We start from the raw sequence: 22,750 nt of genomic DNA, 5'->3' as shown, positions 1-22,750 counted from the left end.
GCGGCAACGCAGAATACGGGCCCATGAGCTCCCCCAAAAAAAGCCGCGGCGCGCGACATCCGCAACCACTGGTCGCCTGGAGCAACGGCAATGTTGTCGGCGAATGGTCTGTGCGCGAAGGCGTGCACCGCTTCCAGTACGCAGACGCCTGGGCCGGCTCGGCCGAAGCGACGCCGTTGTCGCGCTCGTTGCCGCTGACGCAAGGCAACGTTGCCCACGCCGGCCAGGTCGTGCAGAGCTACTTCGACAACCTGTTGCCGGACAGCGAAGACATGCGGCGCAGGCTGCAGAGCCAGATCGCCATGACGGGCGCCGATTCCTTCGACTTGCTGAGCACGCTGGGCCACGAATGTGTCGGCGCAGTCCAGCTGTTGCCCCCCGGGCTGCAACCCACCGGCTTTGAACGCATCGACGCCGAACCACTGGACGACGCGGGTGTCGAGCGCGTCATTGATGCCTCGCTGACCACCGATCGTGACGGCCATGCACCCCGCATCGCCATCGCCGGCGCACAGGAAAAAACCGCACTGCTGCGGCGCGAGGGCCGCTGGTTTCGCCCGCTGCACGCCACGCCGACCACACACATCCTCAAGCTGCCCCTCGGCCGGGTCGGCAACATGCAGGCCGACATGCGCGACTCGGTCGAGAACGAATGGCTCTGCTCGCGCGTGATGAGCGCCTTCGGCCTGCCCACGGCGCATTGCGAGATCGCGACCTTCGGCGCGCGCAAGGCGCTGGTGGTGCAGCGCTTCGACCGGGCGCCGCAAGCCATGGGCAGCGACGCCGAATGGATCGCCCGGCTGCCGCAGGAAGACTTCTGCCAGGCGCTCGGCGTGCCGGGTTCGCAAAAGTACGAAGCCGATGGCGGGCCCGGCATGCGCGACATCCTGCGCGTGCTGGACGCCAGCAGCAACGCCGCGGCCGACAAGCGCGCATTCGTCAAGGCGCAGATGGTGTTCTGGCTGCTCGCCGCGACGGATGGCCACGCGAAAAACTTCTCGATCTTTCTGGAGCGCGGCGGTGGCTATCGGCTCACGCCGTTCTACGACGTGCTGTCGGCCTGGCCCGTGATCGGCCAGGGCGCCAACCTGATCGCGCCGCAGAAGGCCAGGCTCGCGATGGCCTTGCGCAGCAGGAGCGCGCACTGGGGCCTGGCGGATATCGAGGCCCTGCATTGGGACGGCGTCGCCAAACTGGCGGGCCTGGGCGATGCGCAGGCGCTGTGCGACGAATTGATCGCGCAACTGCCGGGCGTGCTGCAGAGCGTGCAGGCGCAGTTGCCGGCCGGCTTTCCGGAGCACCTTGCCGGCACGATCTTCGACGGCATCAAGACCACCGCTCGACGCCTGGAAGCAGCGCACTGAGCCCATGAAAAAAGCCGACATCACACCCTTTTTCGCGACCTTGCAGGCCGCCAACCCGACGCCCGAGACCGAGCTCGAATACAGCACGCCGTTCGAACTGCTGGCCGCGGTGCTGCTCTCTGCGCAGGCCACCGACGTCGGCGTGAACAAGGCCACGCGCAGGCTCTACCCGGTGGCGAACACGCCGCAGGCCATCTTCGACCTGGGGGTCGAAGGGCTGGAGAGCTACATCAAGACCATCGGCCTCTACCGCAGCAAGGCCAAGCACCTGATCGAGGCCTGCCGCATGCTGATAGAGCAGCACGGCGGCGAGGTGCCGCGCACACGGGCCGAGCTGGAGGCCCTGCCCGGCGTCGGCCGCAAGACCGCCAACGTGGTGCTGAACGTGGCCTTCGGCGAGCCGACCATGGCGGTCGACACGCACATCTTCCGGGTGAGCAACCGCACGGGACTGGCGCCGGGCAAGACGCCGCTCGAGGTCGAGCTCAAGCTCGAAAAGCGCGTGCCGCCCGAATTCCGCCTGCATGCGCACCACTGGTTGATCCTGCATGGCCGCTACGTGTGCATCGCGCGCAAGCCGCAGTGCTGGCAATGCGCCGTGGCGCCGTACTGCGACTACAAGCCCAAGACGCCGGCGCCCGCTAAACCCGCTCGATCGTGATGATCTCGCCGAAAGCGATCGGCGCGGCCGGCCACTGATCGGCGCGCTCGACGCTGAGCACCCCGCGCTGCAGCAGCTGCACCGAGCGCATCACGCCGGCATGCGTGACCCAGACCGCATCGCGCCCCGAGAGCTGCCATTCGTCGAAGGCATCCCGCACCCGCTGCATCAGATGGCGCGTGCTCTCGCCGGTGCCGCCCGGTCGACCATCGGCAAAGTTGCCGATCCAGCCGTCGAATTCGGTGCGCGCAATGGACTCCCACTCGCAACCCTCCCAGGCACCGAAGTCCATCTCGGCCAGCCTCGTGTCGGCGCGCGCGAGCAGTTCGGGCCGCAGCGCCTCGATGGCCTGGGCCAGCTCGGCGCACCGCCGCAAAGGCGAGCAGCTCAGCGTGCTGCCGGCCGGTATGAGCGGCGCGATGCGCTGCGCCAATGCCAACGTGGCGTCGGCCGGCACCCCCACATCGGTCACGCCATAGCAGATGCCGGGAGCGGCGTCGGTCTGCGCATGGCGCACCAGCCAGAGCTTCATGCCTGCCACGCCAGCGCGAGGTAGATAGACAACTCGCACACCTGCTGCGTGGCGCCGAGTCCGTCGCCGGTAAAACCCTGCAGCCGGCGTCGCAACAGGCGCGCCATGAAGGCGGCGGCGAGCGCGCAGGCCAGCACCATGGCCGCCGTCTTGACCCCGCCTTGCGCAAGCAGCACGGGTGCCGCAGCCGGAATCGACCACGAGACACCAACCCACAGGGCGCCCGCGCCGATCGCGTCGGCCAGCGGCTTGGCCTTGCTCGCGCCACTGTCGCCCACATACGGCAGCCAGCGGATCAGGAACAGAGGCGCCAGCCGCGACAGCACATGCGCGCTGACGATGGCGCAGGCCGCCACCTCGACGCCCTGCCCCGCCAGCATGGTGAGCAGCGCGATCTTGAGGCCCAGCGCCAGCACCAATGCGATCGCGCCGAACGCGCCGATGCGCGAGTCCTTCATGATCTCCAGCGCCCGCGCGCGGTCGGCCGAACCGCCCAGTCCGTCGGCCACGTCGGCCAGCCCGTCTTCGTGAAAGGCGCCGGTCAGCAGCACCGTGGCAATGGTGCTCAGCAGCGCCGCGACAACTGCGCCTGCGACGCCGGGCAAGCCCGCCTGCGCGACGACGAACACGGCTGCCGCGACCCCGCCCACCAGCCAGCCCACGCCTGGAAAATGCGCTGCGCTCGAGCGCAGCATCTGCGGACTGAAGCCGACCCATTGCGCGAGCCGCCCGGTCACCGGCACGCGCGTGAAGAACTGCAGCGCGAGCAGGAAGTGACGCAGGCCGCTGGTCAGCATCTCACCCGTCCGAACGGGAAACGCCGGCCGCTTCGAAGCTGGCCATCTCGCGCAGGATGCGGCAGGCCGATTCGAGCAGCGGCCAGGCCAGCGCAGCGCCCGAGCCTTCGCCCAGCCGCAAGTCGAGCCGCAGCAGGGGCCGCAAGCCCAGGTGCGCGAGCAGCAACGCATGGCCCGGCTCGGCCGACTCGTGCGATGCGATGCAACGCTGCACCACATTGGGCCGCAGCGTGTGCGCCACCAGCACGGCCGCGCCGGTGATGAAGCCGTCGACCACGATCACACGCCGCTCCTGCGCAGCCTGCAGCACGGCGCCGACCATCGTCGCAATCTCGAAGCCGCCGAAGGCCGCGAGCGCGTCGAGCGCCGAGGTGGCGCCGCGGTGCAGTTCCAGCACGCCGGCCAGCACGGTGCGCTTGCGCGCGAGGCCGGCCGCGTCGAGCCCGGTGCCGACGCCGACACAGGCATCCAGCTCGAGTCCCGCCAGCCGTGCCAGCAACATCGATGCGGTCGAGGTGTTGCCGATGCCCATCTCGCCGAGCAACAGCGCGTTGCCAGGCAACGCCCGCACCAGCTCGCGGCCATTGGCGATCGCCTGGGTGCATTGGTCGGCGGTCATGGCTGCCCCGGCCGAAGCATCTGCCGTGCCCGGGCCGATCTTGCGAATGACCAGGCCGGCCTGCGGTGCAAACTCGTGCCGCACGCCGCAATCCGCCACCGTGAGCGCCAGCCCGTGCTGGCGCGCCAGCACGCTCACCGCCGCGCCGCCGGCCAGAAAGTTCTGCACCATCTGCCAGGTCACGTCGCTCGGATAGGCCGAAACGCCGCGCGCCGCCAGCCCATGGTCGGCCGCGCAAACCAGCATCTGCGGCGCGGCCAGTGCGGGCGCCTCGCTGCCGAGAATGGAGCCGATGCGCAGCGCAAGCGCCTCGAGCTGGCCCAGCGCGCCGACCGGCTTGGTCTTGTTGTCCAGGATGTGCTGCAGCCGCTGCGTCAGTGCAGCGTCGCTCAGGTCGGGAACCTCGGGAACAGCGGGAGAAAGCTCGGAAAAGGTCATGCGGTCAGCGAGCGCAGTACGCCCGGTTCAAAGTGTTGATCAATGTAGTCGGCCAGGCCGTCGAACACGCCATCAAGTGTGGGTGCCCGGGCGCCGAACAACGCATGCAGCGCGGCCGGATCCTCGAACAGGCCGTGCAGGTAGATGCCGAGCACGTTGCCCGCGTCGTTCTGCCAGGCCAGGCCGTCGGGCATGGCGGCGTGGGCATGCTCGCCGGCTGCAGCCATGGCGCTGTGTTCCAGCGTCTGGCCGTGGTGGATTTCGTAGCCCTCCACGGCAATGCCGGAGAGGGCAGCCCAGGCCCCGGTCAGCGCACCGAAGCGCGCGACGCGATGCTGCACCGTCTTGTCGCGCTCGAAGCGCGTGACCAGCGGCAGCAGCCCGAGCCCCGGCCCGTTGCCGTCGATGCCGTGCGGGTCGATCAGCGCCTCGCCGAGCATCTGCAGCCCGCCGCAGACGCCGAGCACCCGCCCGCCGCGGGCCGCATGTGCTGCGATGGCGCGATCCAGCCCCTGCTGGCGCAGCCAGGCCAGGTCGCCGCTGGTGTGCTTGGAGCCGGGCAGGATCAGCGTGTCGGCATCGGCCAGATCGGCCGCAGTGCGCACCCAGCGCAACTGCACGCCGGGCACGTTCTTGAGCGGCTGGAACTCGTCGAGGTTGCTGATGCGCGGGTACACGACGACGGCAATGGTCTGGCATCTTCCCCCGCCGGGGGAAGGCTGGGATGGGGGCGAGCGGTCGTCGAACACCCCGTCTTCCTCGGGCAATCCGTGCTGCCACCACATCGGCAGGGTTGCCACGGTCGGCACACCCGTCATCTGCTGCAGCATCTGCGGCGCCGGCGCGAGCAGCGCGGCATCGCCGCGAAACTTGTTCAGCACGAAGCCTGCGAGCAGCGCCCGGTCTTCTTCGGGCAGCAGTGCCCAGGTGCCGTAGAGGTGCGCAAATGCGCCGCCGCGGTCGATGTCGGTCACCAGCAGGCAGCGGGCTCCGGCATGGCGTGCCACGCGCAGGTTGACGATGTCGCTGGCCATCAGGTTGATCTCGGCCGGCGAGCCGGCGCCTTCGATCACGACCACGTCGTTCTCCGCGCGCAGTTCGTCGAGCGCCTGCGCGATCAGCGGCCAGACGCGCTCGCTACGGCCACGCCACGGCAGCGCGGAGAGCGACTCGCTCACCTGCCCCATCAGCACCACCTGGCTGTGCGTGTCGCGCTCGGGCTTGAGCAGCAAGGGGTTCATGCGCACGTCGGGCATGGCGCGGGCCGCCAGTGCCTGGAAGTACTGCGCGCTGCCGATCTCGCCGCCGGTGACCACGCGCGCGTTGTTGCTCATGTTCTGCGCCTTGAACGGCGCCACCTTCAGGCCCTGGCGCGCATGCCAGCGGCACAGGGCGGTGGTGAGCCAGCTCTTGCCCGCGCCGCTGGTCGTGCCCAGCACCATCACACATTTCGCCGTCATTCGGGGATTGTCGTCGGCGCCTTGCCAATCCGGCGCAGTGCGTCCGCGAGCGCCTGGCCGCTGGCCGGCGGCAGCGCGGCCAGCCGCACATGGCCCGGCAGGCCGAACGAGGTGGTGTCGCGCAGCTTGATGCCTTGCGTTCGCAGGCCGGCGCACAGACCGGCGATGTCGTCCATCGGCGGGCGCGCGCAGAAGAAATTGGCCGCGCCGGGCAGGCAGCGCCAGCCGAACTCCTGTTCGCACAGCACGATCTGGCGCGCCTTCCATTCCCGCAGCGTGACCAGGCTGGTGGCGAGCCATTGCTGCGTGGCGGCCGAGGTCCAGCCATCGAGCAGCGCCACGCCATGCGTGCCGACCGGCCATGACGGCGCCATCGCATCCACCGTGTCGACCCAGTCCCCCGCATCCACGGGTGCGATCGCGTACGCAGCGCGCACGCCCGTGAGGCCGAGCGCCTTGTTCGGCGTCCAGAGCTGCCAGACGCGGTCGCGCTGCGCGCTGCCCAGCCCCAGCGCACCATCGAGGCGCAACGGCTCGTAGGCGAGGTCGAGCACGCAGACGGCGTCGGCCGCGAGTGCGTCGATCGAGGCCGTCAAGCCGGATTGCGCCTGGCCCAGCGGGCTGGACGGATCGCAGCACCACACCAGCCGCGCTTCGGCCGGCGGTGCGGGCTGCAGACCCCAGGCCTGCGCCGCCCGGGCGTAGTCGCCATAGCCATGCGCGGGCAGGCACACCGACTTCGCACCGCGCCGCGCCGCAGCCGCCGTGAGCCGGAAGATCAATTCACTCGCGCTCGCGGCAAAGACGATGCGCTCCGCCGCCACGCCATGGAACTCGGCCAGCCGCGCGCGCAGCCCGCCGTAGCGCGGATCGGGGTAACGCGAGGCATCGGCTTGCCGCACCGCTTCGAGGATCGCCGGGCATGGGCCGCACGCGTTGCTGTTGGTCGAGAAATCATGCAGTGGCACCCCCTGCGCGTCGGGGCCGCCGTGGCTGTCGCGCAGGTCTGCGTCGGAGGAATTCGGTAGAAGGGTCATGGCATCAGAAAGCAAGCATGAGCGCAGCAGCGAAGATCGCCAACACGCCGACCACGCGCGCAGCGCAGGTCGCCGCCCGCTGCGCATCTCCGGCCACAGGCGCTCGTCCGGCCGCGTTGAGCACGTACATCCCCGGCTTGCCGAGCCGCACATCGAGCAGCAGCGCCATGGCCGCCATCGGCCATCCGCTGTTGGGCGACGGGGTTCGACGTGCTTCGCGCCGCAGCCCGCGCGGCCAGCGCCAGGCCACCAGTGCGAGCAGCAGCGCCGTGATGCGTGCCGGCAGCCACGACAAGCCATCGTCCACCCGCGCTGCCCACTTGCCGGCCCATTGCCAGTCGCGCCCGTTGCGCTCGCCCGGGTAGCCCCACATGGCATCGGCGGTGTTGGCATAGCGGTAGAGGGCAGCACCGGGCAGGCCGAGCAGCACGAACCAGAACACGGGGGCGACGACGGAATCGTTGAGGTTTTCGGCCAGCGATTCGATCGCGCTTTCACGCACTTCGGATTCGCTCAACGCGCTCACGTCGCGGCTCACCAGGCGCGCGAGCTGCGCGCGGCCGGCGTCGAGCGACACATCCAGTGCCGCCTCGACGGCCAGCACCTCGTCGCGCAGCATGCGCCAGGCCAGCAAGGGCTTGAGGGCGACCGCGACGAGCAGCACGGCAGCAACCGAGTGAACCTGCGCCGCGCACGTCGCGACGGCCCACGCGGCGGTCACGACGATGGCTGCGCCTGCCCACCATGCCAGCGTTGCGGTCATGAACGGCTTGAATCTTTCAGCGGGAACGGTGCCCATCAGTGGGGCGGCATGGCGCCCGGCCCAGCCGAGGTAGCGGCCCATCCACACCACGGGATGCAGGCGGGCGGGCGGCTCGCCGAACAGCGCGTCGATCGCGAGCGCGAGCCAAAGGGCCAACACCGGGGTCAGCGTCGCGTCCATGGTCATGCGGCGGTGGACGCGCGCCGCGCCTGCCGCCAGGCACCGGCCAGCAGCAGGGACAGCACGGCAAGCAAGGCCACCAGGCTCGCGACCAACGGTCGCGCGCTTCCTTCGGGCGTGCGAGGCGACTGCGGCTCCAGCCTGAGTCCCTGCACGCGCGTCGGGGCTGCCGGATCGGCAGGGTCAATGAGGCCTGCTGGCGCGGGCGCCTCCACCGGGCGCGGCGCGGTACGCTGAGCGACCGGGCGCGGCGGCGCGCCGGCCACGGTCGGCGCGGCCTGGGCCGCCGCGAAGCGCTGTACCGCCGGGTTGCCATCGCGCTGGCCGGTCGCCTTCAGCGTCTCCTGGTAGGCCTGCATCAGCTCGCGCTTGGTCGCCCCATCGGGCTGCCAGTAGTTGAGCCGGATCGCGTCGAGCATGCGCTCGAGCGTCTGCGCGAACGCGGCGCGGTTGCTGCCCTCGAGCCATGCACGCGTGCCCAGCTTGTACCTGTCGCGCACGTAGACCTCGTGCAGCGATTGCCACTGGTCCTGCCGCACCGCCTGCGGCGCCGTCACCTGCCAGCCCCAGAGGAACTGCGCGGTCTTGAGCACCTGCAGCGTGCCGCTGTAGCCCTCGGCCTTCTGCGCCTCGATCCATTGCGGATGGAGGTAGCGCGTCTGCATCTCGCGCGCGATGGCGCCGGCGGCGGTGTCGGTGCGCACCGCGCTGCCGTCGCGCAAGTTCTGCACGTAAAGCGCCGGGTTCTTGCCCGTGAGCTGCCGCACGGCCTGCGCGATGCCGCCCAGGTACTGGAACGGGTCGTCGTTGGTGAGCACGCCGTAGAGATTGGAGGTGCGCGCCATCAGCGCCGCATCGACCTGCGCGAGATTGCCTGCAAAAGCGCCGGCGCGGCTGGCGCCGTCGAGCCCCTTTCCGTAGGCATGGCCCATGCGGTCCATGTAGAGCTGCGCCATCTGCGCATCGCCGCCGCCACGGCGCTGCGAAGTCCACACGTCGCTCGCGAGCGCAGCCTCTTCGAGCCCGGCGCCGTAGCTGCCTTGCTCGTTCGAGAACACGCGCGCGGTCGACCAGCGCTTGGCGTCGGCCGGCGTCGCGCCTTCCGCGCGAAGCTTCCGGGCCAGCGTCTCGCTGTGCTGCGCGACGGCGTTGCCGGGCTCCGGCAAGGCGGCCACCTGCTGCACGGCCTCGTCGAGCCAGCGCATCACATTGGGGAACTGGTCGCGGTACGAGCCCGTGACGCTGATCAGCACGTCGATGCGCGGCCGCTTCAACGCGGATGCAGGCAGCACCTCGATGCCGGCGATGCGGCCGGCGTCGTCCCAGCGCGGCTTCACGCCCATCGCATAGAAGGCCTGGCTTTCCATCACGCCTTGGTGGCGCGAGGCTTCGCCGGCCCAGAGGGTGAAGGCGATCTTTTCGGGTGGCTTGCCGGCGTGGCCCTTGGCGTGCCCGGCGATCCAGGCGTCCATCGCCGCAACACCTGTCTCCCACGCGGCGCGCGTCGGCACGCGGCTCGGGTCGAAGCCGTAGAGGTTGCGCCCGGTGGGCAGGCTGTCGGGGTTGCGCACCGGATCGCCGCCGTAGCTGGCCTTGAGGTAGCGGCCGTCGAGCGCGGTCAGCAGGCCTTCGATTTCTTCGTTGTGCACGAGCGTGGCGTCGATCTTCTGCGCGCGCAGGGCCATGGTTCGCAGTGCTTCGGCCTTCGCGGCATCCGCACCCATGGCGCTCGCGGCTTCGGCATCCTTGATCGCTACTTCGACCCAGCGCGCCGGGCGCGAAGCCGCAATCTTCTTCGCATCGATCAGGAAGGCCTCGTCGATGTCTTCGCCCAGTGCCTCGGCCAATGGCTTGCCGAGGATCTGCAGAATCGTCATGCGGCGCCGCTCCGCATCGGGCGCCTGCCCGAAAGTAGCCAGGCCCAGCGGCTGCGCGGTCTGCGCCAGTTCGTCGAGGTAGGGATGCAGCACCGCGATGAAGCCCGCGAAGTCGGCGCGAATCCGCGCGGGCGTCCATTGCAGGTCGCGGTCGTAGTGCTGCGCGGCGAACTCCGCGGCCAGTTGCCTTTCCATCGCAGCCTTCACCGGCCCGGGCGACAGCGTCTCCCAGTCGTGCATGCGCTCGTGCATCGCTTGCACGCCGGGCCGAAAACCGGCGGGCGCGAACATCGGTGTCGAGTGGCTCACCATGGTCGCGCGGCCGCGGCGCTTGGCGGTGGTGGCCTCGCCGAGGTTGTCCATGATGTACGGATAGACGTTGGGCAGGTCGCCGAGCGCGAGCAGCGGATCGTCTTGCACCGACAGCCCGCGCTCCTTGCCCGCCGACCATTCGACCGTGCCGTGCGTGCCCACATGCACGACCGCGCTCGCACCGAACTGCGTGCGCAACCAGAGGTAGGTGGCAAGGTAGCCGTGGCTCAGCGGGATGGCCGAGCGGTGGTAGACCTGCTCGGCCTTGCCCGCCACCTGCGTGCCGGGCTCGAAGCGCGGCGGCTGGCGCAGCACGACGACGTTGCCGAACTGCACGCGCGGGATGACGAAGGCTTGCTCACCCGCGATCGGCCGCAGCATGGTCGATTTCTCCGGCGGCCCCCAGTAGGTTTCGATGCGGCGCTGCGTCTCGGCGGGCAGTGCACGAAACCATGTGACGTAGCGCGACAGCGGCAGCGAATCGGCCAGCCCCTTGTCGAGCAGCGGTTGCAGCGCATCGGCGCCATCGACCGGGTAGTAGGCCTTCATCGTGGCCTGCACCTGCGCGATGAGCGCGTCCGCGCCGGGTACCTCGGTACCGTAGCCGGCCGACTGCATCGCCGCGAGCATGTTGCTCACGCTGCGCGGCACATTGAGAAAGGAAGCGCCGAAGTTGGCCTCGCCCGGCGGGTAGTTGTAGACCAGCATCGCGACGCGGCGGTCCGCGGCCGGCGCGCGTTGCAGCCGCAGCAGCGCGGCCGCCTTGCCGGCCACCGCATCGATCTGCGCGGGCAGCGGCTGCAGCGTGCCGGTCGCGGCATCGCGGGCGCTGACCAGTATCGGGTCGGTCATGCCGGCCAGTTCGCTCGGGCTGTAGTACGACGCGATGTCGGTCTGCGCCAGGCCATCCTTGCTCTGCGCCCACTGCGTGGCGTCCATGGCGAGCGAGGGCAAGGTCTGAAGCACAGGAACGCCGATGCGTTCGAGCTCGGCCTTGCGCTCGTTCGGGCCGAAGACCAGCGAGGCGTTGACGATCAGGTCGGCAACACGCCGTTCATCCGCACTCGCAGCGTGGGTCATGCGAAAGAACAGGTCGTTCTGCTGGCGCGGGCCGTAAAAGGCATAGGCGCGCAGGCCGCGCTGTTCAAGTGTGGCAATGAGCCGGTCGAGCCAGCTGGTGTCGTCGCCGGTCACGGTGGCGCTGTTGATGGCGATGGCGACGGTTCCAGCAGTACCTGGCAGGCGGTCGAGCGCCGCGATGTCGGTCTCGATGCGCGGCCAGCCCGGGCGATAGAGGCCCGCGAGCGGCAAAGGCACGGGCGCCGGCAATCCATTCAGATCACCGACTCGCGCCAGTGCCTTCATCGCCGCACCGAGGTTGGCGGTGCCCGCAAACCGCCAGTACTCGCGCAGCCGCTGCGCCCAGGCCGCGTCGACGCCGCGTTCGGCGGCGAGCGGCGGCGCGCCGGAAGCCTGCCCCTTGGCCACGAGGGCGAATTCGCCGATCAGCGCATAAGGCGCAGTGCTTCGTGCGATCACGTCGCCGAAGCGCGCCGAGGCCGCCTGTGCAACGCTGATGTGCGGGGCATCGATCACCAGAAGCCGTGCGCCGTCGAGCGCGGCGGCCAGCGCTTCGGGCGAGTCCTTCGCAGTCGATACCACCTGAAGCGGCAGACCTGCCTCGCGCGCCGCATCCTGCAGCCGCACGACGCGCGCGGGCGACACCAGCGATGTACTCAGGACGACGATGCGCGAAGGCGCGTTCGGCTGGGCCTGCGCGCAAAGCCCGAGCCCCACGAGCAGGAGCCAGATAAAGAACCGCCTCACTTCCCACCCTGCGCCGGAACCGCATCCGCCGGCACATAGACCATCGTGCCGTCCTTCAGCCGCCACGCGGTGCCGGCCTTCTCGCCGTCGCCCTGCCCCGTCGCGCCGCTGGCCTTGAAGCGCGTGATCTTCCGGCCTTCGCGCGTGATGATCTCCATGTTCGGCTGGCCTTCGTTGCGGATGATGGTCAGCTTGTCCTGCGCGAAAGGGTTCATCGGGTTGTTGATGACCGCGATCATCAGCATGCCAATCACCACCATGAACACGTCGATCAGGTTGATGGTGGAGAGCACCGGATCGTCGTCATCGCTGTCGAGACTGCTCAGGATCGAGAACTGACGACGGCTCATGACAACCGGTCTCGCGCGTCGAGCACCACCACCAGCTCGCGCATCAGCCAGCGGCGGCGCACGGTATAGACCACGAAGGTGATCGAGGCCGAGGCCAGCGCGACGATCACGGCGGCGAACGCGGGTGCGAGGCTCTGCGCCACGCCTTGCGATTCGCCCGATGCGACGGCCACCAGCGCCGGCCCCATCGGAATCATAGTGGCGATCAGCCCGAGCATCGGCGCCACGCGGCTGCACAGGCGCACGCCTTCGAGCTGCTTGAGCACCACCAGTTCCATCTGCTCCTGGCTGGCATCGGCATGGCCCTGCAGCACCAGTGCGCGCAGCGGGTCACGGCGCCGCTGCAGGTACTCGATGCCAAAGGCGCCAAGGCAATACACCGCGTAGCCAAAAGACAGCAGCACGCCAAGCGTCACGGGCCAGAGGAACAGGCGCGCCAGCTCGAACAGCACGGTATCGAAGGCCAGCATCAGGCGGGCTCCACAAAGGACGGGGTTGGAAACAGGTCCGACGGCCGGCCCCAGCACTCGTCGAACACCAGCGCCGACAGCGGCTCGCGCCGGGCCCAGCGTTCGCGCTGGAGCATCGGCTCTTCGTAGAAATCGTGCACCGGGCCCAGGCACAGCAGCGCGATCGGCTCCGCGCCCTCGGGCAGGCCCAGCAAGGCGCTCACCTCGGCCGGATCGAACAGCGAGACCCAGCCCATGCCCAGCCCTTCGGCGCGCGAAGCGAGCCAAAGGTTCTGGATGGCGCAGGAGGCCGAGGCCAGGTCCATCTGCGGCAGCGTGCGGCGGCCAAACACGTGCTTGTCACGGTCATCGGCGAGCGACACGGCCAGCAGCTCGGCCGCATCGAGCAGGCCCTGCACCTTGAGGCGCATGAACTCGTCTTCGCGCTCGCCGAGGGCGCAAGCCGTCAGCACGCGTTCGCGCTCGACCACGTCATGCAATTGCCGGCGCAATGCGGCGTCGCGGATGCGGATGAAGCGCCACGGCTGCATGAAGCCGACGCTGGGCGCGTGGTGCGCCGCTTCGAGCAGCCGGCGCAGCACCTCGGGCGCGACCTCGCCGCCCGCGAAGTGCCGCATGTCGCGCCGCTCGTGGATGGCACGGTACACCGCCCTCACCTCTTCCTGGGGAAAAGCATGATCCACCATGGGGTTCAGCGACTGCATTCTTCTCCAGGAATACCGTGGAACCGGCTTTGCCGGGCCACAGGTATTGCCCCCTGCAAGGGGGTAGGAGGCCACACGAAGTGGGCAAGCCTGGGGGTGGGCAACATCTAATCCTCGATGCCGCGCTGGGCAGGGATGCCGGCCTTGAAGGCGTGCTTGACCATGGTCATCTCGGTCACGGTGTCGGCCAGCTCGATGAGTTCGGGCGGGCAGCGGCGGCCGGTCAATGCAACGTGCACTTCCTTCGGCCGGTTGCGCAGCGTGTCAAGCACGTCGTCGAGCGGCAGCCAGCCGTAGATCAGCGGGTAGGTGATCTCGTCGAGCACCACCAGGAAGAACTCGCCCGACAGGATCGCCGCCCTCGCCTTCTGCCATCCGTCGCGCGCGAGCTGCGCCGAATGTTCGAGATCCTGGCTCTTCCAGCTGAAGCCGTCGCCCAGGCCTTCGATCGGAATGCCGATCTGCTCGAACATGCGGTGTTCACCGAAGCGCGCGCTCGGCACCTTCATGAACTGGTAGATCTTGACGGCCTTGCCGCGGCCGTGCGCACGCAGCGCCAAGCCGAAGGCCGCGGTGCTCTTGCCCTTGCCATCGCCGGTGTTGACGATGACGATGCCGCGGCGTTCGCCTTCGGGCTTCTCGTAGGGTTTGGCGGAAGGTGGGGTTTCGATTTGCATTTGAAGGTTTCCTCAGCGCGGGAGCGCAATCCATTGGTCGGCAACGTGGTGCACGTGAATGCGGCCATCGAAGACGTTTTCGAGTACGGCATGCGTTGCCGTGTCGTCGCAGGCACCGTGGTGCAGTACGCGGCCGTTGGCCATCACCACCAACTCGTCGGCCGCAAGCGCCATCGACAGTTCGTGCAGCACGCTGACCACAGTGGTGCCCGCAGCGACCAGAGCGCGCACGGTGCACATCCAGTCGGACTGGTGCGGCGGGTCGAGGTTGGCGAGCGGCTCGTCCATCAGCAGCAGGTCGGCCTCGACCGCCAGCGCGCGTGCCAGCAGCACGCGCTGCCGTTCGCCGCCCGAGAGCTGGCCCAGCGGGCGATCGCGCCAGTCCCAGGCCTGCGTGCTGCGCAACGCGCGCTCGACGGCCGCGCGGTCGGCCTCGCTCGGCGCCGCCAGCCAGCGCTGGTGCGGCAGGCGACCCAGCATCGCGACGTCATACACCATCAGGTCGTCCGCACTGCCCTCGCCCGCACCGCCCTGGCCGAGCCACGACAGTCGCTGCGCACGCACACGGCCCGGCAGGCGGCCGAGCGCGTCGCCGAACAGCAGCACCTCGCCGCGGTGCGGCAGCAGACCGGCCAGCACCTTGAGCAAGGTCGACTTGCCGGCACCGTTCGGGCCGACGATGCTGGTCCAGCGCCCCGTGGCGATCGACAGGTCGATGCCGTGCAGCACCTCGGCCACGCCCAGCCTGGCAGCAACGCCGCGCGCGACGATGGCCGTCACGGCCCCGTCCCCCGTGTGCTGCGCCGGTGCATGAGCCACAACAGATAGCTGCCACCCAGCACCGCGGTCAGCACGCCGACCGGCAGTTCCTGTGGCGCGATCAGCCAGCGCGCTCCGAGATCGGCCGCCATCAACAGCAGCCCGCCCATCTGCGCCGACAGCACGATGAGCCAGGCATGCGTGGACTTGACCATCGAGCGCACCAGGTGTGGTGCAGCCAGGCCGACAAAGGCGATGAGGCCGGTCTGCGCCACGGCCGTGCCGGTCGCAAGCGCCAGCACCGCGACCAGCGCGGCACGCATGGCACCCAGCGGCAGGCCCAGGCTCTTCGCGGTCGCCTCGCCCAGCGCCAGGCCGTCGAGCACCGGCGCCAGCGCCCAGCCCAGAAACAGGCACACCGCGCCCAACGCCGCCATCACGCCGCAGCCGCTCCAGCCAACCAGCCCGGTGCTGCCGAGCATGAAGCCCTGGATTGCCTGCAGCACGTCGGCCGAGGCGATGGTGATGAGGTCTTTCATCGCGCCCAGCACCACGCCGACGATCACTCCGGCCAGCAGCAGCCGCAGCGTCTGCTGAACGCCGCGCGCGAGCAGCAGCGTGAGCAGCACCGCGACCACCGCCCCCAGGAAGGCCGCGCCGGTGAGGCCGAGCCGTGTGACCCACTGCGTGGTGCCGGGCGACGCGCCGAACAGCATCAGCGCCACCGCCACGCCGAGGGAGGCGCCCGAGGCGCTGCCCAGCAGGTACGGGTCGGCCAGCGGGTTGCGAAACAGCCCCTGTGCCACCGCCCCCGCGAGCCCGAGCAAGGCCCCCGCCAGCCAGGCGCCCAGCGTGCGCGGCAGGCGGATGTCCCGGACGATCTGCAACGCCACCGGGTCGTGCCGCGCGGCCAGCACACTTTCGAAACCGGTGCTGCCGACGCCCGCGCCGAGCGCCATCAGCGCCACGGCCAGCAGCAGCAGCGCGAAGCCGATTCCCCACGCGCGACGCCTCTGGCTATTCATGCGGCTTTTTCCTGGAGACACTTCGCCATGAGGCGCGCGGCTTCGCCCATGCGCGGCCCGGGCCGCACCAGCACATCGGACTCGGCGGCCTTGAAGCGGCAGATGCGGGCATTGCGCACCGCGCGGATGGTGGCCCAGCCGGGCCGCTGCTCCATGCCCTGCGCGCTGCGCTCGCTGACCATGATGAGGTCGGGGTTGGCGCGCACCACGTACTCGGGGTTGATCTTGGGGAATGGCCCGAGCGCGGTCGGGACGATGTTCTTCACGCCGAGCCGCGTGAGCGTTTCGCCGATGAAGGACGACTCGCCGGCGGCATAGGGTCCGCTGTTCACCTCGAAGTAGACGCGCGTGTCTTTCACGCTGGCCGGCAGCGACTGCGCCGCGGCCGACACGCTGGCATTGATCACGCGCCACACGCGCTGCGCATCGTCGACCGCCAGCACCTGGCCGAGCTTGTCGAGCACGCGCCGCACGTCGGCATGGCTCTTCGGCTCGAGCACCAGCACCTTCATGCCGAGCTGCTCCAGCCGTTCGGTGACGCGCGACGACTTGGCGAGCAGCACCACGTCGGGCTTGAGCGCGACGATGGCCTCCACGTTCGGGTCGATCCCGCCACCGACCTTGGGCAGCGCCTTCACCGAATCCGGCCAGTTCGAATAGCGGTCGGTGCCGACCAGCCGCTCGCACGCGCCCAGCTCGCAGACCGATTCGGTGAGCGACGGCAGCAGGGTAACGATGCGCTGCGGCGGCTGCGGCAGGCTCACGGCCACGCCGCGCTCATCGACGACGTCGTAGGCGTGGGCAGCGGCAAGGCATGTCGTCAGCAGCAGGGCCGCCAGCAGGTTCTTCATGAAGGCGCCTTCAATGTGAGTGGCAGGCCCGCCGCCATCAACGTGACGCGATCGCACGCGGCGGCCACCTCCTGGTTGAGCCGACCGAGGGCGTCGACGAAAGCACGCACCTCGCGCCCCATCGGGATCACGCCGAGGCCGATCTCGTTGCCGACCAGCACGAGGGGCCCGCGCCGCTCGCGGATGGCGATCGACAGCATCGCCGCCTGTGCAGACGACGATGCCGGTCGAGCGGCATCGGTATCCGCCGGCATCAGCAGGTTGGTGAGCCAGAGCGTGAGGCAGTCCACGATGACCAGTGTGTCGGGATTGTCATGTGCGGCGATGGCTTCGGCCAGCGCGATCGGCTCCTCCACGGTCGCAAGGCCTGGCACGCGTTCGGCACGATCCGCCCGGTGGCGCGCGATGCGTTCGCGCATCTCGTCGTCCCAGGGCTGCGCGGTCGCGATCAGCACCGCGCGGTGCTGCGGCGACCGAGCCAGCCAGTCGGCCGCACGCTGCTCCGCGTGGCGCGACTTGCCGCTCTTCTGGCCGCCGAGGACGAATTCGCGTTCAGCCATGCGCCACCTCGATGGGATGCCGGTCGAACAGGTGCGCGGTCGCCTCGGGGTTCGACGCGAACCACGCGTGGAAGTAGCTGGCACGCACCGAGCCGTGCACGTAGAAAGCCTCGCCGGCCCGTGCGCCCACGGCCGCATCGACGCCCGGCCTGGCCGTGCGGCCCGCCGGCGCCAGCGGCGTGTCGCAGGTCGAGTAGTGGAAGGTGTGGCCGCGCAAGGCATCGCCCGCAATGGCGAGCTGCTGCGGTCCCAGGCCCGCCAGCCGCTTCTGCATGGTCACCCGGCCGGGCAACAGGCTCCACATCGGCTGCACCTCGCCGTCTTTCGTGACCAGTTCATCGAACAGCGCCATCATGCCGCCGCACTCGGCCCAGACCGGCTTGCCTGCGGCCGCATGCGCGCCGAGGGCATCACGCATGTCGTCGCGGTTGGCGAGCGTCGCGGCGTGCAGCTCGGGGTAGCCCCCGGGCAGCCACACGGCGTCGCACGCCGGCAAGGCGTCGCCGGCCAGCGGCGAGAAGAACACGAGCCGTGCGCCCAGCAGGCGCAGCGTGTCGAGATTGGCCGGGTAGATGAACGAGAAGGCCGCGTCGCGCGCGATGGCGATGGTTCGGCCGGCCAGCAACGGCTTGATCGCGGCGGCGGTCGGTCCTGCCGCGAAATGCACCTGCGGCAACTGCGCGATCGTCCGCTGCCCAAGCGGCGTCGCCGCCAGCGCGTCGGCGGCGGCATCGAGCCGCTGCATCGCATCGCCGAGCTCGCCGCTGTCGACCAGCCCCAGATGCCGCTCCGGCAACGCGAAACCGGGTCCGCGCTGCAAGGCGCCGAGCCACTGGTCGGGCTCGCGCAGCGCGTCCTGCAGCATGCCGGCATGGCGGTCGCTGCCCACGCGGTTGGCCAGCACGCCGGCCCACGGCAGGCCGGGGCGAAAGTTCTGCAGCCCGAAGGCCAGCGCGCCGAAAGTGCCGGCCATGGCCTGCGCGTCGATCACGGCCAGCACCGGCAGGCCGAAGCGCTCGGCCAGGTCGGCCGCGCTCGGATCGCCGTCGAACAGGCCCATCACGCCCTCGACGATCACGAGGTCGGCCGTGGCCGCCGCCGCGTGCAGGCGTCGCCGGCAATCGGCCTCGCCCGTCATCCAGAGATCGAGCGAATGCACCGGCGCGCCGGTGGCGAGCGCAAGCCAGTGCGGATCGAGAAAGTCCGGCCCGCACTTGAAGGCGCGCACCGTGCGGCCCTGCCGCGCATGCAGCCGCGCAAGCGCGGCCGCCACGGTGGTCTTGCCCTGGCCCGAGGCCGGCGCCGCCACCAGGACGGCGGCGGTGGTTACAGCGACGGCGTCCACTTGAGGCCCACGTAGCCGCTGCGGCCGGCCGTGGCGTAGCCGCGCGCCAGCGTGTAGTCCTTGTCGCCCACGTTGTCGATGCGCACCAGCAGGCTGAGCGACGGTGTGATCTGCGTGCTCGCCGACAGGTTGAGCAGCGTGTAGCCGCCGAGCCGCACGGTGTTGGCCGCATCGTCGAAGCGGCTGGCCGAGGTCTGCACTTCGGCGCCCAGGGTCCAGCCGGCCACGCGCCAGTCGGCGCCGAGGGTCGCGTGCTTGCGGGCACGGCGCGCGAGCTGCTTGTCGGTGCCGAGGTCGCGCGGATCCTGGAAGTCGAGCGAGGCGCGCAGGGTGACGTCGCCGATGCGGTGGCCGGCCGACAGCGTCACGCCCTCGTACTCGGCACGCGCCGTGTTGCGGTAGCAGCCAAAGGCCGATGCGCAGCCGCGCGCGTTGCTGTCGAAGGTGATCAGGTTGTTCACCCGGTTGCGGTAGAGCACGATGCCGGCGCTGGTGGGGCCGTCGGTGTAGCGCAGGCCGACCTCGGCGTTGCGGCTCGATTCGGGCTGCAGGCTCGCCAGGCCATATTCGCTGAAGCGCTGGTAGAGCGTTGGCACGCGGAACGCGGAGCCCACCGAGGCGGTGGCACGCCACTGCGGGGTGATGGCGAAGCCGTAGGCTGCGCTGCCGGTGGTCTTGCCGCCGAACTCGCTGTCGTCGTCGCGGCGCACGTTCAGCTGCAGCGAATGCGGGCCTTGCACGAAACCGTAGCCAAGCGACAGCGCATCCTGCGAACGGTCACGCTTGAGCAACGTGGCGGTGGAAGTGGCAGGCGGGTTGGTCAGGCCGTCCTCGCGGCGCTCCAGCGTGGCGGTCACGAGGTGCGGGCCGAAGCGGAACTCGTTCTGCAGCAAATAACCGCGCAGGTGGGTCCGCGTGGCGTAGTACGACGGCTCGGTCTCGTAGGCGTTGACGGAGTCGGTGATCTGCACGCGCGTGCTGTAGACCTCGTTCCACTTGGCGGTCCATGCCAGCCCTGCCGTGCGCAGGCGCTGGTAGCCGATGTCGTCCGGAAAGAAGGTTCGCGGCGGCCGTGGCAGGGTGCGCGACGTCGAGTCGTAGCGCGCCTGCTGGTCGTTGTAGAGCACCGTCGCCTCGACGCGCTGGTCGGGCGTGATCTGGTAGCCCAGGCGCACGTTGGCCGAGTCGGTACGGTAGCCATCGCGGTCGGGGTTGGTGTAGCCGTCCCTGCTCACCGTTCGCTTGTTCCAGGGCTGGATGTTGAAGCCCTTGTTTTCCTCGTGGGCGACGCCGAGCGAATAGTCGAAGGCGCCTGCGGCACCGCTGATGCCCGCTTCGGAGCGGCGCAGCCCGTAGCTGCCGAAGCCGACGCCGACGTAAGGCAGCGGGCGTCCTTCGCCGCGGCGGGTGAAGAGCTGGATCACGCCGCCGATGGCATCGGATCCGTACACCGCCGCGGCCGGGCCGCGCAGCACTTCGATGCGTTCGATCTGCGCGAGCGGGATGCTTTCCCAGGTGGCACCACCGGTCGACTGCGAATCGACCCGCACGCCGTCGATGTAGACGGCGGTGAAGCGCGTCTCGGCGCCGCGGATGAACACGCTGGTGTTGCTGCCCGCGCCGCCGTTGCGCGAGATCTCGATGCCGGGCAGGCGCGCGAGCAGGTCGGCCACGCCGACCGCGCCGGCGCGCTCGATGGTGTCGCGTTCGATGACGGACATGTCGCCGACCAGTTCGGACAACGGCTGCGGGGTGCGGTTGGCGGTCACGACGATTTCGTCGAGGGTGGCGGATGTCTGCGCGAAGGCGACGAGGGGCAACTGCAGCAGGGCAGCCAGGAATGGAGCGCTGGTTTTCATGACAAGGGACCGGATCAGCAATGCCCGTCACCGGCCTCCCCGCCGGTGTTTGGGCGTCATGGCTGCCTCGTGCTTGACGCATGCGGCAGCCGCCTCGTTGGCCGGTATCCGGGCTGGCAGTCCTGCTTTCATCCGCCTTCCCAGGCACCTGTTTCAGGGCGCCCAGTGGCTTGATGGGATGAAAGTGGCGCCGAAAGCGTGAGCTTCGGGCGCCGTCTGCTTGACCGTTGCGGGGGCAGCGCAGGTGGCTTCGGCCTTGTTGGGGGCCTCGACTCCTGCTTCCCGTTGAACTGTGCCGCGTGAACCGCGGCGCGAGCACCAACGGGTTCGATTCTAATTTGAAAGTGTTTGAAAGCAGGGGAACCTACAATCGCCCACCATGTCCGCCCCCAGCCCCATCGACCAGATCGCCGAGCGAGTGGAACGTCTGCTCGTGCGCCACGAAGAGGTGCAACGCACCAATGCGCTGTTGCAGGAACAGGTCGATGCGCTCACGCGCGAGCGTGACGCGCTGAAGTCGCGGCTCGCGGCGGCGCGCACGCGCATCGACGCGATGCTCGAGCGGCTGCCGGCCGAACCACCCGCCACCGAATAAATCCAGACGATGAAGCAGATCGAAGTTCAGATCATGGGCCAGAGCTACCTGCTCGGCTGCCCCGAAGGCGGAGAAACCCAATTGCGCAGCGCAGTCGAGCGGGTCGATGCCGCCATGTGCAAGATCCGCGACGCCGGCAAGGTGAAGGCACGCGACCGCATCGCGGTGCTGGCCTCGCTGAATCTGGCGTTCGATCTGGTGCAGGCCGAAGCGGCGCCCGCTGCCGTGGTGGCAGCGGCACCGGTTGCAATACCCGCGGCGGTGGCCGTGTCAAGCGATTCCGACGCGAACGACCCACGTTTGTCGCAATTGCTGCACCGACTCGACAGCGCCCTCGCCGGCGACGGACATTTGCTCTGATCACCGGCATCCGCGGCACGTTGCCGGCGTAAAATCCGACCTGTCTGCAGTGCGTGTCGGGCTTTATATTTCCTTGTTCCAATGCTCTCCGGAGCCGGGCTTGGTACATTGCTTGACGGGCGTGATCATCTCGCGTCAGATGAACCCGAAGTCTTGCTGCCCTCGCCCACCTGAACCCTGGTTCAGGATGCGGGTTCGGCACCCACCTGCAGACACCTATTCATGAAACGACGGCCCCCTCACCCGGGGCCGTCTTTTTTTCAGAGGCGCGTTGCCACCATGATGCTCGAACCCCTGCTGATCGCCGAACTCGCGGCGCTCGGCCTCGCCACCGGATTTCTCGCAGGCCTGCTGGGCATCGGCGGCGGCATGCTGATGGTGCCTTTCATCACGATCATCATGGGCCAGCGCGGTGTGCCGGCCAACCTCGCCGTGAAGATCGCGATTGCCACGTCGATGGCCACGATCATCTTCACCTCGATCTCGAGCGTGCGCGCCCATCACAAGCGCGGCGCCGTGCGCTGGGACATCGTGCAGCGGCTGTCGCCCGGCATCGTGATCGGCAGCCTGGTCGGCAGCCTCGGCGTTTTCGCGCTGCTCAAGGGCACCGCGCTGGCGATCTTCTTTGCGCTGTTCGTGGGCTTCTCGGCCACACAGATGTTCCTCGACAAGAAGCCCAAGCCCACGCGGCAGATGCCCGGCACCGGCGGCCAGCTCGCCGCGGGCGGTGCGATCGGTTTTCTCTCAGGCCTGGTCGGCGCCGGCGGCGGCTTCATCAGCGTGCCGTTCATGACCTGGTGCAACGTCGCTATCCACAACGCGGTGGCCACGAGCGCGGCGCTGGGTTTCCCGATCGCTGTGGCCAACGTGGTCGGCTACATCGTGAGCGGCCAGTCGGTGCAGGGGCTGCCGTCCGGCTCGTTCGGCTACATCTGGCTGCCGGCGCTGGTGGTCATTGCCATCTGCAGCGTGTTCACCGCACCGTTGGGTGCAAAAGCCGCGCACAGCCTGCCCGTGAAGAAGCTCAAGCGGGTGTTCGCGAGCATCCTGTATGTGCTGGCGGCCTACATGCTCTGGAAGGGCTTGCGCGGCTGATACGGTCTTGCATTCACAGAGTCCTGCGTTGATTGTGGGCGCTGAGGGTCCGGGGTGGGATCAGGGCGGCGGGGCCGGTTCGCGCTGAACATTCAGAGCGTGCCCAGGCCGCTGGTGGTGGGTGGCCCCTGCAGCGAAATAAAGGAGGAGGCCGCAGGCCGGGGGACATTCGCGGAAGGGGCCACCCGCCGCCAGCGGCCCGCCCCAATCCCCCTTCCTTGACGCGGATCAAG

At 69.4% G+C, this 22,750-nt stretch carries 22 protein-coding genes and 1 riboswitch; of the genes, 5 read left to right on the top strand and 17 right to left on the bottom strand.

The window, feature by feature from the left end; all coding sequences use genetic code 11:
* The first annotated feature begins 23 nt into the window (after nt 1-23).
* Together QTI05_RS17780 and nth are read left to right on the top strand one after the other, a co-directional pair.
* Entirely contained in the window at nt 24-1,364 is a 1,341-nt protein-coding gene (locus QTI05_RS17780) for a type II toxin-antitoxin system HipA family toxin (protein WP_286620039.1), read from the top strand.
* Nucleotides 1,365-1,368: 4 nt separating this feature from the next.
* Nucleotides 1,369-2,025, top strand: coding sequence for an endonuclease III (gene nth, locus QTI05_RS17775; protein ID WP_286620037.1), 657 nt, complete (start codon nt 1,369-1,371; stop codon nt 2,023-2,025).
* On the opposite strand, the gene QTI05_RS17770 is transcribed toward nth, so the two are convergent.
* The 17 genes from QTI05_RS17770 to QTI05_RS17690 form a co-directional block, all read right to left on the bottom strand.
* Nucleotides 2,006-2,557 (bottom strand): histidine phosphatase family protein, encoded by a 552-nt coding sequence (locus QTI05_RS17770; RefSeq protein ID WP_286620035.1) that lies wholly within the window; start codon nt 2,555-2,557, stop codon nt 2,006-2,008. The genes nth and QTI05_RS17770 overlap by 20 nt on opposite strands.
* Complete coding sequence (locus tag QTI05_RS17765) at nt 2,554-3,354, bottom strand: adenosylcobinamide-GDP ribazoletransferase (RefSeq protein ID WP_286620033.1); 801 nt, start codon at nt 3,352-3,354, stop codon at nt 2,554-2,556. The genes QTI05_RS17770 and QTI05_RS17765 overlap by 4 nt, the downstream gene beginning before the upstream one ends.
* A 1-nt stretch (nt 3,355) precedes the next feature.
* Nucleotides 3,356-4,411 carry a nicotinate-nucleotide--dimethylbenzimidazole phosphoribosyltransferase gene (cobT, locus tag QTI05_RS17760; RefSeq protein WP_286620031.1) on the bottom strand — a complete coding sequence of 352 codons (1,056 nt, stop codon included), beginning with the start codon at nt 4,409-4,411 and terminating at the stop codon, nt 3,356-3,358.
* On the bottom strand, nt 4,408-5,871 hold the full coding sequence (locus tag QTI05_RS17755) for a cobyric acid synthase (protein ID WP_286620029.1): 1,464 nt from the start codon (nt 5,869-5,871) through the stop codon (nt 4,408-4,410). The genes cobT and QTI05_RS17755 overlap by 4 nt, the downstream gene beginning before the upstream one ends.
* Nucleotides 5,868-6,908 (bottom strand): aminotransferase class I/II-fold pyridoxal phosphate-dependent enzyme, encoded by a 1,041-nt coding sequence (locus QTI05_RS17750; protein ID WP_286620028.1) that lies wholly within the window; start codon nt 6,906-6,908, stop codon nt 5,868-5,870. Before QTI05_RS17750 ends, QTI05_RS17755 begins: the two co-directional genes overlap by 4 nt.
* Nucleotides 6,909-6,912: 4 nt before the next feature.
* Nucleotides 6,913-7,851, bottom strand: a complete 939-nt coding sequence (gene cbiB / locus QTI05_RS17745; RefSeq protein WP_444812933.1) for an adenosylcobinamide-phosphate synthase CbiB — start codon at nt 7,849-7,851, stop codon at nt 6,913-6,915.
* A 2-nt stretch (nt 7,852-7,853) separates the two neighbouring features.
* Nucleotides 7,854-11,867 (bottom strand): cobaltochelatase subunit CobN, encoded by a 4,014-nt coding sequence (gene cobN / locus QTI05_RS17740; protein WP_286620024.1) that lies wholly within the window; start codon nt 11,865-11,867, stop codon nt 7,854-7,856.
* Entirely contained in the window at nt 11,864-12,217 is a 354-nt protein-coding gene (locus tag QTI05_RS17735; RefSeq protein WP_286543420.1) for a DUF2149 domain-containing protein, read from the bottom strand. Before QTI05_RS17735 ends, cobN begins: the two co-directional genes overlap by 4 nt.
* On the bottom strand, nt 12,214-12,687 hold the full coding sequence (locus QTI05_RS17730; protein ID WP_286620022.1) for a MotA/TolQ/ExbB proton channel family protein: 474 nt from the start codon (nt 12,685-12,687) through the stop codon (nt 12,214-12,216). Before QTI05_RS17730 ends, QTI05_RS17735 begins: the two co-directional genes overlap by 4 nt.
* Nucleotides 12,687-13,391: a 5,6-dimethylbenzimidazole synthase gene (gene bluB / locus QTI05_RS17725; RefSeq protein ID WP_444812932.1), complete on the bottom strand. Its 705-nt coding sequence runs from the start codon at nt 13,389-13,391 to the stop codon at nt 12,687-12,689. Before bluB ends, QTI05_RS17730 begins: the two co-directional genes overlap by 1 nt.
* Before the next feature lie 107 nt (nt 13,392-13,498).
* Entirely contained in the window at nt 13,499-14,068 is a 570-nt protein-coding gene (gene cobO / locus QTI05_RS17720) for a cob(I)yrinic acid a,c-diamide adenosyltransferase (RefSeq protein ID WP_286620020.1), read from the bottom strand.
* Between the two features lie 12 nt (nt 14,069-14,080).
* On the bottom strand, nt 14,081-14,848 hold the full coding sequence (locus QTI05_RS17715) for an ABC transporter ATP-binding protein (RefSeq protein ID WP_286620017.1): 768 nt from the start codon (nt 14,846-14,848) through the stop codon (nt 14,081-14,083).
* Nucleotides 14,845-15,852, bottom strand: coding sequence for a FecCD family ABC transporter permease (locus QTI05_RS17710; protein ID WP_286620015.1), 1,008 nt, complete (start codon nt 15,850-15,852; stop codon nt 14,845-14,847). The genes QTI05_RS17715 and QTI05_RS17710 overlap by 4 nt, the downstream gene beginning before the upstream one ends.
* Complete coding sequence (locus QTI05_RS17705) at nt 15,849-16,703, bottom strand: ABC transporter substrate-binding protein (protein WP_286620013.1); 855 nt, start codon at nt 16,701-16,703, stop codon at nt 15,849-15,851. Before QTI05_RS17705 ends, QTI05_RS17710 begins: the two co-directional genes overlap by 4 nt.
* Nucleotides 16,700-17,263: a bifunctional adenosylcobinamide kinase/adenosylcobinamide-phosphate guanylyltransferase gene (gene cobU / locus QTI05_RS17700; RefSeq protein WP_286620011.1), complete on the bottom strand. Its 564-nt coding sequence runs from the start codon at nt 17,261-17,263 to the stop codon at nt 16,700-16,702. Before cobU ends, QTI05_RS17705 begins: the two co-directional genes overlap by 4 nt.
* Nucleotides 17,256-18,608 carry a cobyrinic acid a,c-diamide synthase CobB gene (locus tag QTI05_RS17695; RefSeq protein WP_286620009.1) on the bottom strand — a complete coding sequence of 451 codons (1,353 nt, stop codon included), beginning with the start codon at nt 18,606-18,608 and terminating at the stop codon, nt 17,256-17,258. Before QTI05_RS17695 ends, cobU begins: the two co-directional genes overlap by 8 nt.
* Nucleotides 18,590-20,467 carry a TonB-dependent receptor domain-containing protein gene (locus tag QTI05_RS17690; RefSeq protein WP_286620008.1) on the bottom strand — a complete coding sequence of 626 codons (1,878 nt, stop codon included), beginning with the start codon at nt 20,465-20,467 and terminating at the stop codon, nt 18,590-18,592. The genes QTI05_RS17695 and QTI05_RS17690 overlap by 19 nt, the downstream gene beginning before the upstream one ends.
* An 82-nt stretch (nt 20,468-20,549) precedes the next feature.
* Nucleotides 20,550-20,805: riboswitch (cobalamin riboswitch) on the bottom strand.
* 41 nt (nt 20,806-20,846) lie between these two features.
* Between QTI05_RS17690 and QTI05_RS17685 the strand changes: the two genes are divergently transcribed.
* The 3 genes from QTI05_RS17685 (at nt 20,847) to QTI05_RS17675 (ending at nt 22,517) form a co-directional block, all read left to right on the top strand.
* Entirely contained in the window at nt 20,847-21,062 is a 216-nt protein-coding gene (locus tag QTI05_RS17685; RefSeq protein WP_286543395.1) for a DUF904 domain-containing protein, read from the top strand.
* 9 nt (nt 21,063-21,071) lie between these two features.
* Complete coding sequence (locus QTI05_RS17680) at nt 21,072-21,422, top strand: cell division protein ZapA (protein WP_286620007.1); 351 nt, start codon at nt 21,072-21,074, stop codon at nt 21,420-21,422.
* 279 nt (nt 21,423-21,701) lie between these two features.
* Nucleotides 21,702-22,517 (top strand): sulfite exporter TauE/SafE family protein, encoded by an 816-nt coding sequence (locus QTI05_RS17675; protein WP_286620003.1) that lies wholly within the window; start codon nt 21,702-21,704, stop codon nt 22,515-22,517.
* Nucleotides 22,518-22,750 lie beyond the last annotated feature (233 nt).

Source organism: Variovorax fucosicus, assembly GCF_030316825.1.
In the GTDB taxonomy this organism is placed as follows: Bacteria; Pseudomonadota; Gammaproteobacteria; order Burkholderiales; family Burkholderiaceae_C; genus Variovorax; species Variovorax fucosicus.
Note: the sequence above shows the minus strand (reverse complement) of the source record. Positions and strands in the feature narration are given on the sequence as shown.

Coding starts and splice junctions, on each gene's coding strand:
- QTI05_RS17780 (WP_286620039.1), top strand. CDS start 24: ATGAGCTCCCCCAAAAAAAGCCGCGGCGCGCGACATCCGCAACCACTG.
- nth (WP_286620037.1), top strand. CDS start 1,369: ATGAAAAAAGCCGACATCACACCCTTTTTCGCGACCTTGCAGGCCGCC.
- QTI05_RS17770 (WP_286620035.1), bottom strand. CDS start 2,557: ATGAAGCTCTGGCTGGTGCGCCATGCGCAGACCGACGCCGCTCCCGGC.
- QTI05_RS17765 (WP_286620033.1), bottom strand. CDS start 3,354: ATGCTGACCAGCGGCCTGCGTCACTTCCTGCTCGCGCTGCAGTTCTTC.
- cobT (WP_286620031.1), bottom strand. CDS start 4,411: ATGACCTTTTCCGAGCTTTCTCCCGCTGTTCCCGAGGTTCCCGACCTG.
- QTI05_RS17755 (WP_286620029.1), bottom strand. CDS start 5,871: ATGACGGCGAAATGTGTGATGGTGCTGGGCACGACCAGCGGCGCGGGC.
- QTI05_RS17750 (WP_286620028.1), bottom strand. CDS start 6,908: ATGACCCTTCTACCGAATTCCTCCGACGCAGACCTGCGCGACAGCCAC.
- cbiB (WP_444812933.1), bottom strand. CDS start 7,851: ATGGACGCGACGCTGACCCCGGTGTTGGCCCTTTGGCTCGCGCTCGCG.
- QTI05_RS17735 (WP_286543420.1), bottom strand. CDS start 12,217: ATGAGCCGTCGTCAGTTCTCGATCCTGAGCAGTCTCGACAGCGATGAC.
- QTI05_RS17730 (WP_286620022.1), bottom strand. CDS start 12,687: ATGCTGGCCTTCGATACCGTGCTGTTCGAGCTGGCGCGCCTGTTCCTC.
- bluB (WP_444812932.1), bottom strand. CDS start 13,391: ATGCAGTCGCTGAACCCCATGGTGGATCATGCTTTTCCCCAGGAAGAG.
- cobO (WP_286620020.1), bottom strand. CDS start 14,068: ATGCAAATCGAAACCCCACCTTCCGCCAAACCCTACGAGAAGCCCGAA.
- QTI05_RS17710 (WP_286620015.1), bottom strand. CDS start 15,852: ATGAATAGCCAGAGGCGTCGCGCGTGGGGAATCGGCTTCGCGCTGCTG.
- QTI05_RS17705 (WP_286620013.1), bottom strand. CDS start 16,703: ATGAAGAACCTGCTGGCGGCCCTGCTGCTGACGACATGCCTTGCCGCT.
- cobU (WP_286620011.1), bottom strand. CDS start 17,263: ATGGCTGAACGCGAATTCGTCCTCGGCGGCCAGAAGAGCGGCAAGTCG.
- QTI05_RS17690 (WP_286620008.1), bottom strand. CDS start 20,467: ATGAAAACCAGCGCTCCATTCCTGGCTGCCCTGCTGCAGTTGCCCCTC.
- QTI05_RS17685 (WP_286543395.1), top strand. CDS start 20,847: ATGTCCGCCCCCAGCCCCATCGACCAGATCGCCGAGCGAGTGGAACGT.
- QTI05_RS17680 (WP_286620007.1), top strand. CDS start 21,072: ATGAAGCAGATCGAAGTTCAGATCATGGGCCAGAGCTACCTGCTCGGC.
- QTI05_RS17675 (WP_286620003.1), top strand. CDS start 21,702: ATGATGCTCGAACCCCTGCTGATCGCCGAACTCGCGGCGCTCGGCCTC.